This window comes from Spirochaetota bacterium, from assembly GCA_017999915.1.
Lineage (GTDB): Bacteria > Spirochaetota > UBA4802 > UBA4802 > UBA5550 > RBG-16-49-21.
Genome location: JAGNKX010000006.1, coordinates 160,874 through 176,608, shown reverse-complemented (window position 1 = coordinate 176,608; position 15,735 = coordinate 160,874). Strand labels below are relative to the sequence as shown.

Here is a 15,735-nt window from a genome sequence, read left to right as displayed (position 1 = left end):
AAGCTTAATTATGACAATTTGACAAAATCGCCATAAATACTTTAAAAAAATTTACTTACCTTTTCTTGCAGGTCATGAGAATCTCATTCTGCTGTTTAAGATTCGATTCCATCACTTCCTCAATACACCCGAAGAAGTTGAGTATGCAGGGAACCTTTAAAAAATAAATGCTTTTGGTTCCATCTCTCCTGTCGCCGAGGATGCCGGCATTTTTCAATATGGACAGGTGCTTCGATATAGTGGATGTATCGAAATCCAGCATTTCGGTCAATTCACACACGCACCTCTCTCCCTTTTGCAGCTCCTCTACTATAAATAGCCTCGCCGGATGAGAGACTGCTTTGATTATATTGGCTCGGGCTTCGCACAATGACCAGACTTTCGGATCCATCTGATTATCCTTTAATGAATATTTGACAATTTTGCCAATATTGCAATAATTGTCAAGCAAATAAAGAATAATTATTTATGACCTGCGCTTCCTGCTGATTATACCAATTCCACTATATGCGTAATAAATATCTCCCTGTCGCTTTCATATAATCCTTATACCTATCCCCGAGCCTGGACAACAGATAATTCTCCTCCTGCAGGATTATCCTGTGATGAATGAGAATCGCAATGATTGCCGCCGCAAAATTGAAGGGATTCGGCGTAATCAGGCACGATGACAGGATGAGCAGGATGAATCCGAGGTAGAGAGGATTTCTGCTGAACCTGAAGATCCCATCGGTTTTAAGGGAGCTTATAGAGCCTTCAGGAAGTCCGAAGATAAGATCATCGCCCAGCTTTTTCATTGCCACAGCCGCGATAACTATCCCGGAGAAAAACGGCAGCAATGCGGTCAGGCCCAGCCATTCCGGCGCCTCATACCATTTCAGCTCCGGCCGGATAATACCGGCCGGGATGAAAAAGCATGAAGAAAAGGCGCATAGTTTGGCTGTTACAAATGCCAGCGGATTGATAGGCGGCCTGGCAACAATGCTGATGCCCCTCGAAACGATCCGTATCACGAACAGCGCCAGAACGATCGAGAATGAAATAAAACCGGCCAGCATACCATACTGTAACATCTCACGCACCTCTCCTCGATTTATTTAATGTTACTTCTCAGCACAAGTCATGCCCTGGCAGCAGGAAAATTCACTTTTCCTGAGCTCCCGCTGGTATTTTTTCCATCCCGGGCACCAGGTGGTGTGCCATTTCCAGATCCTGCTGATCAGTTTTTCCGGGTTTTTCTCCGAATAATTCCTGAATTTGCAATGTTCACATTTTGACATTGGTATTCTCCATAATTTTTTGATTATTATTTCCTTTCGTGGTATGCCCTATCAGTATCCGCATACCCAAAAGAACGATACAGACAGGACAAACGTAGTTTAAAATTTCAAACCCTTCAGGCAGGACTCCGATTGTCTGCAACAACCAACCCAGCCCTACCGCGATGATTATTACGCCAAAAGCAGCGGAAAAGAACCTGCTTTCGACATGTTCCCGTTTTTCTCTCATTATTATGTCCTCCGATTTTAAATTAGATGCAGCTGTGCAGGATGGTTTCCGCTGCCAAGTATGCCCGGAAACCATCCTGCCGTCCATTCTCAAATGCACGTCATTGCCTTGGCGCCATCGGCGCGCAGCTCCTCCTGGTAGATCCTCCAGCCGGGCCACCATTTCATATGCCACCGATGAATGCGTGCAAAAAGCGACCGCGGCCTCGCCTGTGCCCTGCACCGGATAGAGCAGTCGGCACATTTGTGTAAGTTCATTATGGATTCAACCATTTCATACCTCCAAAATATTAATACCGATTCGTGGCTTCGCCATTTCGTGTTGTATCAGCCATCTATTTCAAATGACGGATACGGCAACGCGAAGGATACGGAAGGAGATGATTTTTTTGATTTTTTAAAGGATTACTTCGGATAGACTCTATGCCCGCCAGACTTCCGGCCAGGGCCACGAGGGGGGTCTATGTATATTGGTGTGTCTTATTCTTTAGGTTCGCACGGCTCGCACATGATATTGCCGTTTTTATCGGAATAACAACTGCAGTTTTTCCTCAGCAGCTCATTGAGCTCGTTTCTGGCCCGGTGGAGCCTGATCTTAACGGTATCCAGGCTTATTGAAAGCTTGTCGGCGATTTCCTGGTTGGAAAAGCCCTCGAATTCATCGAGGACATATATTTGGTAATATTTTTCCGGCAGTTTTTCAACGTAATCGATGTAGCACTGCAGCATTTCATCCTTTATCAGCTTTTCCTCAGGAGTTTTGGCGCGGCTATCGGCAAACTCTTTCAGCCTGGAGTGGCATCCGGAGTCCATCGAACCTGCAAGGTCCTCAATAGAGACAACGGGTACTTTCGATTTCTTCGTTCTGATATGGTCCCGGGCGGCGTTGAGGGCAACGCGATAAATCCAATAGGTAAGCTTATTTTCATCCTGAAGCGTATCGAGGCTTTTATTGATTTTTATGAATACTTCCTGGGAAATATCCTCAGCCTCATCCTGCCCCACGATACGGGACAGGTACCTCAATATTTTTTGATAATAGCTGTCATGTATTTCATTGTAGCTGAGCATGTACTGACCTTCTATATCCGTTTCAGAAAAAACTGGTTGCTAAACATGCGTACATATGTCACCGGGAAGGGGCGGAACGAGCCGAGGACTGTCTGAGTTTTCATTTTTTTGTCCGAGTTCCGCAGGCCGTTTCGCCCCTTCCCGGTGACGTCCAAATCTGGTGTAATCGGCTGCGAAATATTATATATATTTATAATACTGTTATAGATGGATAGTAGCAATTATTATTGTAAAAATATGAAAGGTCAATGAAAATTTATCGACTCTGGAGTGTTATAACGGTTTCTTATAGGGGATCAGCATCGGCACCTTTTTCTGATATTCACGGTATCCATTTCCAAACTCACGAACCAGGTCCCGCTCCTCAAGCATTGTAGCAATAAAAATCCACAGGGACCACATGACATTGAAGAGCAGTTTGTCAAACGCAAGATCGGGACAGGCCCATATCATTATAAGCGAGAAAAAATATAATGGGTGTCGCACCCACCGGTAGGGCCCCCTTATGGCGAGAGGGACAATTTTCAGCTCCCTGTTCCTCATGGAGAGCTTTATTTTCACAACACCAAATGGATCAAACGCGCCAAGGGCTTTTACACCCCAATAAAACCCTGCCATGGACAGGATAAATGATAATCGCAGCAGCCAGTAGATCAGTCCTTCTGCGCTTGCGATGGCAGCCGTACGCTGCCAGAACAGAATCATGATGAGCAAGGCTGCTCCGGATGTTATCGCATAGAACGCGCCATAGTAGGGATCAGGTACTATTTTTGATAGTCTATTACGGACATTCCTTCTTATCAACAAGCTGTGCTGTAGAAAGAAAAGAATGGAAAGAAAGGCGTCAAGGGCCAGCGCCGGGAGCAATCCCATATTCAAATTGACAAGAGTGAATGAACCCAGGAACAGGAACATATAAAACATAATCAATGATCCGGCCCCCAGGACAAATGCAGCATAGATTATTATTTTTTTCCCGAAATTATTCATATGCTTTCATTCAATTGATATTATTCCGTTGATTTCGCCTTTTTATTATTAGGCCCGTAGTAAAAGTAGAAAGAAAGATCAACAGAAACGGGATCCATGTTCCCAATATACTCTGGAACATCTCCATACTCTTTAACAACAGCACTGCCCAAATCAGGAAATCCATCACTATTATGAACGATGTAAAAATCAGGGCAGTGACAACAGGAGTGGAGTAATTATACTTCGAGAAGTATACAATTGAGATGAGAGAAAACACCACGGGCACCGCGATGAGATGAGCTATCAGCAGCGTATCAATTGGAATGAACTGCCGGCCTATTCCCATTATGGCCGAACAAACTAACCAGCCGATAAACATATGAACAAAAATAACGAATATCTTCCGGGCGTTCATAAACTAATCCTCCATGAGGCGATTAATCATCTTTGCAAATAATTTAAAAGTATCACCCTATACTTTTTGTGTCTTTAGTGAAAACTTTTTTACGGAATCTAAGGGGCGGAGCCCCTTAATGAGCCCCGCAGGGTTCCCCTGCGCCTATTGGGTTTAGGGCGAAGCCCTCATTATGCTTTCTCGGCTTTCAGCTTGATTTTTCCCTTTTGCGCAAGCTTGGACAAAAAGAAATTGATGCTGTCTTTTGAAAGCTTGAAATGCTCGGCAAGGTTATCAGGATCAACCGTCCCGGTTTCCTTCAGGTAATTGTAGATCTCATTTTCTATTTGTTCCGACCATTCTTCAAACAGCGCGCGCACTTCCGGGGTGGCATAGCTCGCCATCTCGCTCGTTTTTCCCATGTTCATCATCATCTTCTGGCACATTTCCATCGGATTGAATCCCATGGGGCCGCTTTCCTTCTCATCGCCTTCCTTTTTTCCGCCCATCATTTTTCCCATCATGTTTTTCATCATGCCCATCATGGGGGATCCGCCTCCGCCCATCATGCCCGCCATCATCTTCGGCATCATGCCGCTCATCATCTCCCTTTTCTCTTCAGCCGACATGGTCCCGAAGAATTTATCCATCATTGCCTGCATCATGTTCTGTTTTTCCTCCTTCGTCATAGTATCAAAAAACCTGCTCATCATCGCTTCCATCATCTGCCGTTTTTCTTCGGCGCTCATCTTCCCCATCATTGAATCCATCATTTTATCTTTTATGCTCATTTCTCCTCCCTGTCATCGACACGACATTGGTCCGCATCTGAATGGCTTGCCGAGCTTGCTTTCATCGATGGGACCGACAACCTCTAAAATCGAATCGAAGATTTTCAGTAATTTTTTATCTTTTAAGCGGTAATATATAAAAGGACCATTCCTGGCGGTCTCAAGGATCTGCCGTTCCCTCAATGTTTTCAAGTGATGCGATACGAGAGGTTGGGACAATCCCGTCTCTTCCACGATCTGGCTGACCGAACATTCGCTGTCATTGATATATTTGATTATTGTCAGCCTGTTGGCATCGGACAGGGTCTGGAAAATCAGCTGCAATACGCCGATGTCGGCATATACTTTCTTACTCATATAAATATCCGTTTATATAAATGATAACTTATATATAATGAATCATTGGGAAAAAGTCAATAGGGTCGATACATTTTTTGAGTTTTTTTTGAGTTCGAGCCCTGTTCAACACAGAAGAAGGATCTGCCATATTCAATGTTTCATTGAATGGAAAATTGGTGCATACGATCGATAGAGAGGAATCAAGATAATGTTTTTCTGATATTCACCCGAAGACTGGAGCCTATATTTATCAGACGCTGCGGCGGTATTGCCGCGAGGGCGAGACGCAGTTTCGCGACAAGTCAATTTATTATGCTTGAATTATCCACCATAATCCAATACATTCATGATAAGAAGCAAACAATAAAACAGGACCAATATCATGAACATAAAGTTCTGGGGTTCCCGCGGCTCGATTCCCGTATCAGGCCCTCAGTTCATAAAATATGGAGGGGACACCGCCTGCGTGGAAATACGGACGAAAAACGACGAGGTGATCATCGTTGATACCGGCACCGGCGTCAGGGAATTGGGTAACAGGCTCATCGACGAAAAGAAAAAGAGAATCCATATCATATTTACCCATGCCCACTGGGACCATATCATCGGCTTTCCCTTTTTTAAGCCATTGTATGTGACCGGCACCCGGATCGTCATCGCCGGCTGCTCTGATTCTCAGATCGCCATCAACAATATCATTTCGAACGTGATGGAACCGCCCTTTTTTCCGGTAAAACTCGCTGAATTGAAAAGCGCCGTACATTTCGCCGGGACCTGCCAGGAATCCATAACGATAGATTCCATTAAAATATTCCCCATCAATCTCAACCATCCCAACAATGCCATCGGCTATAAATTCATCGAAGACGGCAAAACCTTTGTTTATCTGACCGACAATGAAATCGGTTTTAAAGAATCCGGGAGCAAAAAGCTGGCATTCCGTCATCCCACCGGCATGGATTATGGGGATTATGTTTCGTTTTCTAAGGGCGCCGACCTCCTCGTTCATGATGGGGAATTCACCCATGAGGAGTATCACAGGAACCGCATGTCCTGGGGACACAGCTGCTCGCGGGACGTGATAGACCTGGCAATGGACGCGGGGGTCAAGCGGCTGGGGCTTTTTCACATCAACCAGGACCGTTCCGATGCGGAAGTCGATGCGATGGTGGATGAATGCGTCGCGGCGTTAAAGTCGCGTCATAGCGCGATGGCGTGCAGCGCCATCGCCCAGGGTGACGAGATAACACTTTAATTCAGCAGCGAACATATAAGGACAATCACCGCAACGGATCGGGGAAAGAGCGGGGACGGCCCGCGTATTATTCGAAGTTGTACTGCCGCAGAAAATAGATCGCGAAATAGATGGCATCCGCTTCATTGATGAGACGAAGAATTTTTCCCTTAACGCCAGGCTCTTCCGGATGGAAAATCACTTCAACGTCAACGCCGATATCGATTTTCGGGATGGAGTTCGGCGGGCTCTCTTCAACCCTGATGTAGGCTCCGGCGCACGACAGGTTCTGCACGTTGCAGGCTATGGTCCTGTCGCTCAAAAGACAGAGGGCATTCTGCATTACTTCTTTGCGGGGATACTTTCTTAGTTCCATATCGCCTCCCGGCTTTGTAGGAATGGGTCACTTAACATGAGGTGCGTCGTTTGCATTCACAGATCAGGTCGAAGCTGGTTGCGGAAGCGACTTCATTCCATTACGATAGTCGCGTCGTCAGGAAACACCCAAGGTTGTTAGTATTAATAATACACCGGATTTCCGGAATGGCGAGATATTTTTTCATGTTCTTGATTAATTTATGCGGATGGAAATTTAGCGCCACCGACAATTCAATGAATTCACCAGGTCCGGCCTCTCATTTAATTTGCATATGTTCATGCGGCAAAAAAGACCATCCGGCCTGTTCATAATCATTGACAGGGAGCACCCGGGGTGTATTGTCAGGAAAAAGCATTACCCAGCCATAAAGCCAGGAGAGTAAACACCCATGAAAAAGATGATCCTTGCGTCGATTATCCTGACAGCTGTTTTTTATTCCATCATGTCCGGCGGGATTGCGGCAAGAGACAACCTGGGATTCAAGCAATCCACGTTCAACAACATCGAGATCACGATCCAGGAAATGAGGGCCGGAGAATGGCGCCTCTCCTCCAACTCATCATACCGGCTGCAGATGAAGAATAAAAGCAGGAACCGGTCCTTCTCATTTAACAAGGAAGGCATGGTGATGGTGTTCGTCGGCTCCAATGATTACGACAGGATGTCCAAATCGACCGGGTCCCACACCTACCGGCTGCTGCCTTTCCGGGAGAGCGTACAGCCGACATTCACCAGGGTGGACGACAACACGATCGAAGGGATGTCACCCTACGGGTACAAGGTCACCTTTTCGGCGGAATCGGGCGACGTCTCGGCCATTGAAGGGTTCACGGTCACCACGACCCCCCTGGAGCACTTTGACGAAATGGTGAAGAAGAAAGGCGGCGTCGAGATCAAGCCGGAAAAAGGCTTCCTCCTGATAGATTACGGATGGATGACCGGATCATCGGCCCATGCCAAGATCTGGTCCTCCCCGGTCGTTTATGACGGCATGGGGAACAAGTGCCAGATAAAGAACAGCGACCTGGCCGTGCAGGACCCCAAAGACCCAGACGAGGTGATCCTGAAATACAAGACCAACGAAGACATGGAAAAATTCTTAAAGAAGAGGTGTCCCGCCCTCCGCCTCCGGTAGCATGTTCGGATTGGAATAGCAATCCCGGGATTCAGCCCGCCATAGCAAGGGGGATGGCGACGAACCTATACCCCTGAAAACGCCCCCGAAGACCTGAACAGTCCGCAATCTCAATGATAATTTAATTCATTTTTATCGGTAACATTATCTCCGCGGCGGCATCAATTATTAATAATAGCCACCATGGAAAAATCAATCCGCAATGACCTGCCCCTATTCTCGCCATACTTACTTTCCATAATCATACACGCCTTGTTTGCTGTTATAATGCTCTCAATAACCTATATCAATTATCTTTATGCAAAAAAGAAATCCCTGCTGGAAGCGTCCCGCGAAGTCCAGATTGAATCAATTGTCATATCAAAGGACACCGGATTCCAGCGGACCGAATCGGAACAGGACGCCGTGGCGGCCCATGACAGGAGGGGAGCGGGCCCCTATGGCCTGAACGATTCGGCCGGCAGGGAGCTGATTGAAGCGGCCAGGTCCGGGATCAGCGTGACTCCGGACAACTTCCTTGAATACGCGAAAATCAGGAGCCTGAGAAAGGGCCTTAACGTGAAGCCGAAGGAGGACATCTTCGAGAAATATCCTTTCCTTACCGGCTCCAGCAAGTTCCAGTCAGGCATCGGGCGAAAAATAAAAACTGACTTCGGGGAATGCTACGACGACGCATGCAGGATGATCGAACTGGATCGATCGTCACGGGAAGAACCGGAACGATTTACCGCGGCCGTCCTGGATTATCTCAGCGGGAAAAGGCCCGTTCGGACCTGGCGCACCCTCTGGATGGTGCGGAAGCCGGCCGAAGAGGATGACAAGATCAAGCTGGTACATCTGATACGACGCCTCCATTTCTATGGCATCGAGGGGGAGAATGCCGGGTACGAGTACATGAGGAGGAGCATCGCATCGATGCTGGACCTCATCCCGGATGAATTGAAGTTTCCCCGGAATCCCCGAGGCTGATACGTGATTTTTTTCACGGTCAATTACAGGCATCTACCTTGTATAGTACCGATATAGTAAAAAAATTATTAAATCCACTGTATAATGATAATGATCCGAACCAATTTTATCCTGCATCACTTTGTTTTATATGAATCGAGCTTTAATATGGGACAGTTATCGGTGAATCCGGCAGGCATTATGCCAAGAGCCTGTATAAGACGTGTCCAGTAATTTACCTGAGCGGCTGTGGAAGCCAAAATAACGATCTCACGCTCCGTGAAGTTATGTTTTAACCTCTCGATTAAATCATTTTCAAAAGAGATTGGAGTTTTACAGATGGATCTGGCATATTCAACAGCGACCCTTTCCCGTTCTGAAAAAGTCGGCACCCCATCAGGATTATGAATTCCCTGGAGAGCTTCGATTTCTTCATTTGTTATATGCTCCTTCTCATAACCAAAGGAATTCATGTCGATACAGAAGGCGCATGAAACGACAAACGAGACCTGCATTCGGACAAGCTTCAGTATTCTCCCGCTGACTGTCCGGTCCTTATGGGTTACCAGACCTTCAAATATTCCCGAGCTGATCAAAGCCCTGGGATACCAGGAAAGAAGCCGCGAGGGCATCATTTTTCTCCCTGCGGCCCAGTCCCCTATCCAGACCAGAAGTCTCAGCCACCAAGGAAACCGTGGAGGAGGTTCAAAAAACATCCGGTATGGCCTCCGGCGTTACAATGGAATTCGTCCGGATCCTTTCATGCTACTTCGACTCTTTTTTCATGGTCGAAAGCTTGAATGGAACATAGAGCGGGCAAAAACCGATGGCGCTCGTAACCACAAATATGACGGCGAATATTCCGAGAATAATGGCCGCGACGCCGGTTATTTGTCCCGTGAAATACAATACCGCCACAACCGCGGCAAGCACGACCCGGATAATTCTGTCTATCAATCCCATGTTCTTTTTCATGGCCGCCTCCTGTTATGTGTTACATCTAATTCTTTAATAATATAAACTACCAATGGCATAAGCAAATAAAATGGATATTTAATGCGCCGTTTCATTCCTTGTTAATTATTTCTTAATAATTCAGGGATCAATCATTGCAATCCATGATTAACCCCTGAATGCACTATTACCATCGATGCCTTCCTCTTCTTTCACCATGGCCGGCCCAGAGAGGCGTTCCATCATTATTCCTTAAAACGATCCTCTTATCGCCTTTTCGAATCTCCCTGGCAACTATGCCCGGTTTGCCGTCATCGGCAACACGCGCGCCGGTCACTTCAACGGCATCTCCCTTTACAAAAGTTATTTTATTATACAGAAAGGAAGATGGACCGGCATAGACCGATAGAATCCCACCGTCGGTTTTGATCTCCAGGTGCGTGCCGCTGTTATAGCCCCGCGCCCGTTCCACGGTTTCTACCGATGTAATAATCCCGGATACAGTGATTACCTTAGATGGATCATAATAATAACCCGCCCCATGCATTCTCTGTGCATAGATTGCCATTGCTCCAACCAATAATGAGAGAAAAAATATTGATCCCATAATTCTTTTAGTTTTCATTTTTTATGACCTCCTTAATATGTAATTTTAGTATTATCTAAAATACTTACTTATTTTACAATCGTCAAGTTTTTTGATTTTTTTTTAAAATTCATGTCGTTCTTTATGGCATTTTTCCGTTATATCTGTGATAATAAAACTTAACAAAGGAGATGAAGTTTTATGAAAAAATTAGTAATGCTTTTCACGTCATTGGTGCTGGCCCTGCCGGTGCTGATCGTTGCCCAGGAAAAGGAAATGGATAAAAAACAGATAAAAACCAGGGCAGAGGAAAAAATTGAGAAAAAAGAGGCGAAAAAAGACCAGGTCAAGGAAATGAAGCAGGACCGTATCAGGGAGCGCGACGCCCAGAAAGACCAGGTCAGGGAAAGGAAGCAGGACCGTGTCCAGAAAAAAGACGCGCAGAAGGATCAGTTGAAAGAGAAGAAACAGGACCGCGAGAGGATGCGGAAAACTGAAAAAGACCGGGTGAGGGAAAGAAAACAGGATCAGACCCAAAAAGGCGACGCCAAGAAGAATCAGGTAAGGACCAAGAAACAGGACCGTGACCGGATAAGGGAAAACAAAAGAGAACAAACAAGGGAGCGCCGGGAAGATCGCAAGGCGAGCCAGGAAGCCAAAAGAGAGCAGATTAAGAACCAGACGCAACAGCGGGCCGTCAGCCGCGAGATGGTCAGGATAAACCGCGGCAGCACCGGCACTGCCGGCGGCACAACCGGCACCGGCGGCAATCGCGGGGGAAGGTAATACGGGACCTGGATGCCCGGACATAATGGTGGCAGACCGGATGGATGCTTCCTTCCGGTCTGTCTTAATTGATACGGCACATTTCATCATACCGCACGGATACGGCAATGATCTTATCAAATCTTAAACTGCGAAGAGGCATCGTGATCACCTTGTCGTTCCTCGCATTTCTCTGCATGATCTCCACTGCCGCGATATCCAGGGACAATGAAAGCAATGAGCCGGATAGCGATCCCTCCCTTGAAACTACGGCGGGAGGCGATGACAGGGAAGATGTGAAGCAGGACAATAAACCGAAAATCTTCGGTTTCGACATGGGCATATCCGGCGGTTATTCAAAAGGAGCCTCGGTGAGCAACTTCATGTACAAGCCCTATGGCAACATCCACCTGAAACATGAATATGTAAAATTCACCGCCGGCATGGCACGATGCCAGAATTACCTCGTTACCGACGGGGAAGGAAAGTTTGAAAACATCAATTTCACCCAGCCAAAGGCGGCACTCTCCATCTATCCCCACAAAGTCGTTGAGCTGTATGGAGAATACCGTTATTCAACAGGGGACTATTCCCATTACTACCGGGGCCATGAGGGGACCGCCGGTTTTCTCCTCGATTTCGACAAGGTTATAATTGACGTTTCCTTGAACAAAAGGACTACCGAGTACCGTTTTAAATCGATAAACTGGGCGCAAAAGATCACCTTCCTGTACAGCGACATCAATAGTCAAAGCCAGACGAACCAGTATTACATCATCGACCTGAATGATATGAAATACCTTGATGACATTTCGACGACGATCAATGTCACATGGAATGTCACGGATACTACCGGTATTGACGCGACCTATTTTTATCTTTACAGCATGTTCAAGTATCCGAGGGATTCATATTATATTCACACGCCCCGGATCGGGGCGTATTCCGAGGTCTGGAAGTATCTGTCGCTTCACGGCGGCGTAAGCCTCGGAATTGACAGTGAAAAATATCTTATAGCGGGGGGGGATATCGGCGTCACGTTCAATATCCTCGGATATGTAACCCTGTCGGCTTCTTATCTGCCAAGCTATTACCTGGCGCCGAAATCAAACAGCGCCCTGCAACAATTCATGGAATTGTACGTTCTCTATGTTTACAATTATAATATCAGCGCCAATCCGTATCTGCAGTCATCATTGGTGGGAAAATCATTTTTCAATCAGGGCGTCTCCTTTAACGTAAACTACAGGTATTGAAAGCCCGGCACGTTAGTCCCCCGCGATCGACGGACTAACGCCCCCTTCTCATCTGCATCTGCTGGTTCGCGCTGGTCCCTCTGCTCCTCCGCATCTCATTCATATGGAGCTTCTTCTGTTCCATTCTCTGTTGACGCATTTCCCTGTCCCGTTCTCTCCGGGCGTCCCGCCCGTCCGTATCTCCTTCCCGGACCTTTTCAGCGGCGCCGTTCCCTTTATCCATCATCGAACCGCCATTTTTCACGCCTGGATCGCCCGGGGCCGGCGACTTTCCCTGTGTGCCGGATTTCCTGTCATGGAACGCGGGTAAAAGGAGGCGTCCGAAATCTCCCTTTCGCAGTCCCTCGATGTTTTCAAAAATTCGCATATCCTCATCCGTTGCGGCCATGATCTCAAGCGAATCAGAAATGACGCACTTCATCCCTGCCGGGACAATCTCGCTCTTGCCCGATCGCGCGTGGATAGCCCGCACCGCGTCAGTTTTCATTATCAGCAGGGTCTTTCCTCCCTCGGCCTGAAGCAGGAACTCGGTGCCTTGTGACTCAATACGGGCGTTCGGCGTCGTATAGACATAGCTCACGTTCTTTCCGCTGTCGTGTATCGAAGAAATGATAATGCCGTCGCGGAGGCTGTTTTCCAGCCGGATGGTATCAGCCCTGTCAAATCCAAAGGCATCAACAGAAAGATCGCACCTGGAGATAAGATCAATTTTCATGATCTCCCCGTAGACAAGGCGCGCCAGCGCCTTATCCGGCAATGTTATCCTGCTTCCGCCAAAAACGTTACCGCCCGCATGGACCTGCTCTTCGTTGACAGCAACACCCCCCTCGACGCGTCCCAGGGTTAAATGGGCGCCGGCCGGCTCCCGGGGCGCGTTCATGAGGGCCGACACGACAATGATTGTCGCCGCCGCTGCCGCCAGCGCCGATGCGACCGCGGCCCTCGGATGCTTCCTGAGAAATGCGATCATGCCGCCCCGGGCCGCCTCAACCTGTATGGCGTCCCACGATCTCAATATTCTCGCGACGGTCTCATCGCGCAATTCCACCGACCGGAAGCGGGGCGTCAGCGCTATTTTGATCTTATCAAGCTTGTCGCGGCATGTTTCGCATTCACGGATATGGCTGTCGAAACGATCACGCTCCCCGGGGAGCAGGGTATCTGCAAGATAGGATGCCATTTCATCATGTGTCACATGGTCGTTCACTGGGTATCATCCCTTCATTAATATAAAACGATTTTCATAAGCAAAACCGCCAGCATAATCAGAAATAAAAGCGTAAAACCGCCCTTTTCCAGGGATTCCGTCAGGAATTCCAGCATGTCCTTCATTTTTCTCTGCGCCGTTCGTTCGGAGATACCGAGATTGCCCGCTATATCATCATAGGTCATATTGAGCTCCGTCCTCATTATGAATACCGACCGGGAGACCGGGTCTTTCGAATCAACAAGCTCGTCAACCTTTTGCTTCAGCTCGCCGTATTCGACATCCTCCTGGACCGACGCGGACCGGGCATATTCCATATATTCATGGAGCTCCGTTTCATGCTTTTTGCGGTTTTTCCTCAGGTAGTCAATGCAGGTATTTCGCGCGATCCGGTAGAGAAACGCGCGGAGGTTGCTTTCATCGATCTGATGATCGAGGGAATGGCGTATGAGCCGCACAAACGCATCATGAAGAAGGTCTTCGGCGGTTTCACGTATCTTCACGAAACCGCAGATATAGACCAGGAGTTCCTTTCCATGCCTGTAATATATGTCTTGTACAAGTTTCCTGTCTATCATGGATCAGCGGGGATTATTATTATTCAATATATTTATCAGCTTACTATATAAATCAAAAATGGGATTATAAAGCCATGACATGGTTTACGGTTATCAAGTCTTACAACAACCGCACCGTTCGTCAAGAATTTAGCCCGTTTCATTTGGCGAATATCATTTTTAACGAGAGTAGCAGCAGGGCGACGCCGAATATTTTTTCCATAACAGCGCTGGAGACGACCGTCGCCACCTTGGCCCCGAGAAAACTGCCCGCGACAAAGCCGATGCATATGAACAGGGCCGCGTGCAGGTCCACAAGGCCCTGCCGGTAATAGGTCCAGGCCGCGAGGATCCCTATGGGCGGGACCATCAGGGCCAGGGTCGTGCCCTGGGCCTGGTGCTGAGAGAACCCGAAAATAAAGATCAGGGCCGGAATGATGATGATGCCGCCCCCGATGCCGATCAGTCCGCTCAGGATCCCGGCCGTGACGCCGAGGACAATAAGAAGTATTATATTTGCCATAGAGTTACCGCCCGGTTATCATGATTATAAAGTATTCTACATCCGATACTGATACGGATGCACGGTAACATTAATGATTAACTTTCGAATATTTCAATAAATAAATATTGCTGCATTCGCATTTCCCGAAGACGGCGCCAACAAGTCTCTTCATTTTTTATTTAAAGAATCCTGCGATATTTTTTTTAAAGACCGGCAGAACCGCATTGACATCGCCGACAATACCGTAATCCGCAACGGCGAAGATGGGCGCCTGCGGGTCCCTGTTCACCGCGACTATGCACTTCGATTCCACCATTCCCGAGACATGGAGGATCGATCCGGATATGCCCAGTGCGATGTAAAGGTCGGGACTGACCTTGCGCCCTGTTTGCCCCACCTGGAGGTTGTAGGGAAGAAGGCCGGCATCGATGACGGGGCGTGTCGCTCCCACTGCCGCGCCCATTGAATCGGCGAGCTTGTTGACATCATCCAGATTCCTCTGCGCGCCCCTGCCGATAGAGATGACTATGCGCGCCTCTCCCAGGTCGACCCGCTCGGTCTTTTTAACGATTATCTCCCTGAGGATGTTACGCGGTTCCGGGGCGGGCACGGCTATGTCGATCCTGCGGGCGGCCCGGGGCCTCGCGGCCGGATCAATCTCCGCCAGTCCCTGTTTGACCGATATTACTTTGAGGGACGACTTGAACTTCAATGTCTCCATGACTCTCGTGCCCATGGCCGGCCTTGACACGGTGACGGTGTCGCCGTCAATGACAATCCTGCCGCAGTCATTGGCGATTCCCGCGCCCAGCTTGCCCGCGACCTTCGGCGCGAGGGCCTTCCCTAATTCCGAGGCTTTCATCAGCACGATGTCGGCGCCGCTCTGTTTCCGTGCCTCCACGATCAGGGCGGACCAGGACGCGTTGAGGAATTTTTCAACGCTTGAATGGTCGCAGACGAAAACCCTTTCCGCGCCGTGGCCCGCGCACAGGTCGGCCAGCTGTCCCACGCCGTTCCCGATGAGGACCGCGTCCGCCGGAATTCCCGACTTCCTGGCGAAGGCCAGCTGTTCAAGGGTTGACCGTCCCACTGCGCCTTTCTCAATATCAGCAACAACCAGTATTTTCGCCATAA

General features: G+C 48.1%; 21 protein-coding genes. 5 read left to right on the top strand and 16 right to left on the bottom strand.

From position 1 onward, the window contains the following. Positions 1-55: 55 nt before the first annotated feature. The 8 genes from KA369_10765 to KA369_10730 all read right to left on the bottom strand — a co-directional run bounded on the left by KA369_10765 (position 56) and on the right by KA369_10730 (position 5,093). Positions 56-391 carry a winged helix-turn-helix transcriptional regulator gene (locus tag KA369_10765; GenBank protein MBP7736443.1) on the bottom strand — a complete coding sequence of 112 codons (336 nt, stop codon included), beginning with the start codon at positions 389-391 and terminating at the stop codon, positions 56-58. A 112-nt stretch (positions 392-503) separates the two neighbouring features. Further along, on the bottom strand, positions 504-1,073 hold the full coding sequence (locus KA369_10760) for an isoprenylcysteine carboxylmethyltransferase family protein (protein MBP7736442.1): 570 nt from the start codon (positions 1,071-1,073) through the stop codon (positions 504-506). Between the two features lie 30 nt (positions 1,074-1,103). Further along, on the bottom strand, positions 1,104-1,280 hold the full coding sequence (locus KA369_10755; GenBank protein MBP7736441.1) for a hypothetical protein: 177 nt from the start codon (positions 1,278-1,280) through the stop codon (positions 1,104-1,106). Then, positions 1,267-1,509 (bottom strand): hypothetical protein, encoded by a 243-nt coding sequence (locus KA369_10750; GenBank protein ID MBP7736440.1) that lies wholly within the window; start codon positions 1,507-1,509, stop codon positions 1,267-1,269. Before KA369_10750 ends, KA369_10755 begins: the two co-directional genes overlap by 14 nt. Positions 1,510-1,988: 479 nt before the next feature. Beyond that, positions 1,989-2,579, bottom strand: a complete 591-nt coding sequence (locus KA369_10745; GenBank protein MBP7736439.1) for an RNA polymerase sigma factor — start codon at positions 2,577-2,579, stop codon at positions 1,989-1,991. Positions 2,580-2,852: 273 nt separating this feature from the next. Beyond that, entirely contained in the window at positions 2,853-3,569 is a 717-nt protein-coding gene (locus KA369_10740) for an isoprenylcysteine carboxylmethyltransferase family protein (GenBank protein ID MBP7736438.1), read from the bottom strand. Positions 3,570-4,136: 567 nt separating this feature from the next. Next, positions 4,137-4,736 (bottom strand): hypothetical protein, encoded by a 600-nt coding sequence (locus KA369_10735; protein ID MBP7736437.1) that lies wholly within the window; start codon positions 4,734-4,736, stop codon positions 4,137-4,139. 12 nt (positions 4,737-4,748) lie between these two features. Beyond that, complete coding sequence (locus KA369_10730) at positions 4,749-5,093, bottom strand: winged helix-turn-helix transcriptional regulator (protein MBP7736436.1); 345 nt, start codon at positions 5,091-5,093, stop codon at positions 4,749-4,751. 364 nt (positions 5,094-5,457) lie between these two features. Between KA369_10730 and KA369_10725 the strand changes: the two genes are divergently transcribed. Further along, positions 5,458-6,330 carry an MBL fold metallo-hydrolase gene (locus KA369_10725; protein ID MBP7736435.1) on the top strand — a complete coding sequence of 291 codons (873 nt, stop codon included), beginning with the start codon at positions 5,458-5,460 and terminating at the stop codon, positions 6,328-6,330. A gap of 67 nt (positions 6,331-6,397) precedes the next feature. On the opposite strand, the gene KA369_10720 is transcribed toward KA369_10725, so the two are convergent. After that, positions 6,398-6,685, bottom strand: a complete 288-nt coding sequence (locus KA369_10720) for a PilZ domain-containing protein (GenBank protein ID MBP7736434.1) — start codon at positions 6,683-6,685, stop codon at positions 6,398-6,400. 391 nt (positions 6,686-7,076) lie between these two features. On the opposite strand from KA369_10720, the gene KA369_10715 reads away from it, so the two are divergent. After that, positions 7,077-7,823 (top strand): hypothetical protein, encoded by a 747-nt coding sequence (locus tag KA369_10715; protein ID MBP7736433.1) that lies wholly within the window; start codon positions 7,077-7,079, stop codon positions 7,821-7,823. Positions 7,824-8,006: 183 nt separating this feature from the next. Then, positions 8,007-8,792 (top strand): hypothetical protein, encoded by a 786-nt coding sequence (locus tag KA369_10710; GenBank protein MBP7736432.1) that lies wholly within the window; start codon positions 8,007-8,009, stop codon positions 8,790-8,792. 116 nt (positions 8,793-8,908) lie between these two features. Here KA369_10710 and KA369_10705 read toward each other — a convergent pair whose 3' ends face one another. The 3 genes from KA369_10705 to KA369_10695 form a co-directional block, all read right to left on the bottom strand. After that, positions 8,909-9,487 carry a carboxymuconolactone decarboxylase family protein gene (locus tag KA369_10705; protein MBP7736431.1) on the bottom strand — a complete coding sequence of 193 codons (579 nt, stop codon included), beginning with the start codon at positions 9,485-9,487 and terminating at the stop codon, positions 8,909-8,911. A gap of 49 nt (positions 9,488-9,536) precedes the next feature. Continuing rightward, on the bottom strand, positions 9,537-9,746 hold the full coding sequence (locus KA369_10700) for a DUF2892 domain-containing protein (GenBank protein MBP7736430.1): 210 nt from the start codon (positions 9,744-9,746) through the stop codon (positions 9,537-9,539). Between the two features lie 166 nt (positions 9,747-9,912). Next, positions 9,913-10,350 (bottom strand): DNA-binding protein, encoded by a 438-nt coding sequence (locus KA369_10695; protein MBP7736429.1) that lies wholly within the window; start codon positions 10,348-10,350, stop codon positions 9,913-9,915. A gap of 162 nt (positions 10,351-10,512) precedes the next feature. Here KA369_10695 and KA369_10690 point away from each other — a divergent pair, with 162 nt between their 5' ends. Together KA369_10690 and KA369_10685 are read left to right on the top strand one after the other, a co-directional pair. Continuing rightward, positions 10,513-11,097, top strand: a complete 585-nt coding sequence (locus KA369_10690; protein MBP7736428.1) for a hypothetical protein — start codon at positions 10,513-10,515, stop codon at positions 11,095-11,097. Between the two features lie 107 nt (positions 11,098-11,204). Beyond that, positions 11,205-12,332 carry a hypothetical protein gene (locus KA369_10685; GenBank protein ID MBP7736427.1) on the top strand — a complete coding sequence of 376 codons (1,128 nt, stop codon included), beginning with the start codon at positions 11,205-11,207 and terminating at the stop codon, positions 12,330-12,332. A 34-nt stretch (positions 12,333-12,366) separates the two neighbouring features. Here the strand turns inward: KA369_10685 and KA369_10680 are convergent, their stop codons facing one another. From KA369_10680 to KA369_10665, 4 genes are all read right to left on the bottom strand, one after another. Beyond that, on the bottom strand, positions 12,367-13,539 hold the full coding sequence (locus KA369_10680) for a zf-HC2 domain-containing protein (GenBank protein MBP7736426.1): 1,173 nt from the start codon (positions 13,537-13,539) through the stop codon (positions 12,367-12,369). A 17-nt stretch (positions 13,540-13,556) separates the two neighbouring features. Next, complete coding sequence (locus KA369_10675) at positions 13,557-14,117, bottom strand: sigma-70 family RNA polymerase sigma factor (GenBank protein MBP7736425.1); 561 nt, start codon at positions 14,115-14,117, stop codon at positions 13,557-13,559. Between the two features lie 139 nt (positions 14,118-14,256). Beyond that, a complete protein-coding gene (locus tag KA369_10670) occupies positions 14,257-14,619 on the bottom strand; it encodes a sulfite exporter TauE/SafE family protein (GenBank protein MBP7736424.1) in 363 nt (120 codons plus the stop codon). A gap of 157 nt (positions 14,620-14,776) precedes the next feature. Then, positions 14,777-15,733 (bottom strand): electron transfer flavoprotein subunit alpha/FixB family protein, encoded by a 957-nt coding sequence (locus KA369_10665; protein MBP7736423.1) that lies wholly within the window; start codon positions 15,731-15,733, stop codon positions 14,777-14,779. Between the last annotated feature and the right edge of the window lie 2 nt (positions 15,734-15,735).

Bases quoted from the DNA above. Each gene is read 5' to 3' on its own strand.
- KA369_10700 (MBP7736430.1), bottom strand. From the start codon at position 9,746: ATGAAAAAGAACATGGGATTGATAGACAGAATTATCCGGGTCGTGCTT.
- KA369_10765 (MBP7736443.1), bottom strand. From the start codon at position 391: ATGGATCCGAAAGTCTGGTCATTGTGCGAAGCCCGAGCCAATATAATC.
- KA369_10725 (MBP7736435.1), top strand. From the start codon at position 5,458: ATGAACATAAAGTTCTGGGGTTCCCGCGGCTCGATTCCCGTATCAGGC.
- KA369_10715 (MBP7736433.1), top strand. From the start codon at position 7,077: ATGAAAAAGATGATCCTTGCGTCGATTATCCTGACAGCTGTTTTTTAT.
- KA369_10695 (MBP7736429.1), bottom strand. From the start codon at position 10,350: ATGAAAACTAAAAGAATTATGGGATCAATATTTTTTCTCTCATTATTG.
- KA369_10720 (MBP7736434.1), bottom strand. From the start codon at position 6,685: ATGGAACTAAGAAAGTATCCCCGCAAAGAAGTAATGCAGAATGCCCTC.
- KA369_10735 (MBP7736437.1), bottom strand. From the start codon at position 4,736: ATGAGCATAAAAGATAAAATGATGGATTCAATGATGGGGAAGATGAGC.
- KA369_10685 (MBP7736427.1), top strand. From the start codon at position 11,205: ATGATCTTATCAAATCTTAAACTGCGAAGAGGCATCGTGATCACCTTG.
- KA369_10665 (MBP7736423.1), bottom strand. From the start codon at position 15,733: ATGGCGAAAATACTGGTTGTTGCTGATATTGAGAAAGGCGCAGTGGGA.
- KA369_10760 (MBP7736442.1), bottom strand. From the start codon at position 1,073: ATGTTACAGTATGGTATGCTGGCCGGTTTTATTTCATTCTCGATCGTT.
- KA369_10740 (MBP7736438.1), bottom strand. From the start codon at position 3,569: ATGAATAATTTCGGGAAAAAAATAATAATCTATGCTGCATTTGTCCTG.
- KA369_10705 (MBP7736431.1), bottom strand. From the start codon at position 9,487: ATGTTTTTTGAACCTCCTCCACGGTTTCCTTGGTGGCTGAGACTTCTG.
- KA369_10730 (MBP7736436.1), bottom strand. From the start codon at position 5,093: ATGAGTAAGAAAGTATATGCCGACATCGGCGTATTGCAGCTGATTTTC.
- KA369_10710 (MBP7736432.1), top strand. From the start codon at position 8,007: ATGGAAAAATCAATCCGCAATGACCTGCCCCTATTCTCGCCATACTTA.
- KA369_10670 (MBP7736424.1), bottom strand. From the start codon at position 14,619: ATGGCAAATATAATACTTCTTATTGTCCTCGGCGTCACGGCCGGGATC.
- KA369_10755 (MBP7736441.1), bottom strand. From the start codon at position 1,280: ATGTCAAAATGTGAACATTGCAAATTCAGGAATTATTCGGAGAAAAAC.
- KA369_10750 (MBP7736440.1), bottom strand. From the start codon at position 1,509: ATGAGAGAAAAACGGGAACATGTCGAAAGCAGGTTCTTTTCCGCTGCT.
- KA369_10745 (MBP7736439.1), bottom strand. From the start codon at position 2,579: ATGCTCAGCTACAATGAAATACATGACAGCTATTATCAAAAAATATTG.
- KA369_10675 (MBP7736425.1), bottom strand. From the start codon at position 14,117: ATGATAGACAGGAAACTTGTACAAGACATATATTACAGGCATGGAAAG.
- KA369_10690 (MBP7736428.1), top strand. From the start codon at position 10,513: ATGAAAAAATTAGTAATGCTTTTCACGTCATTGGTGCTGGCCCTGCCG.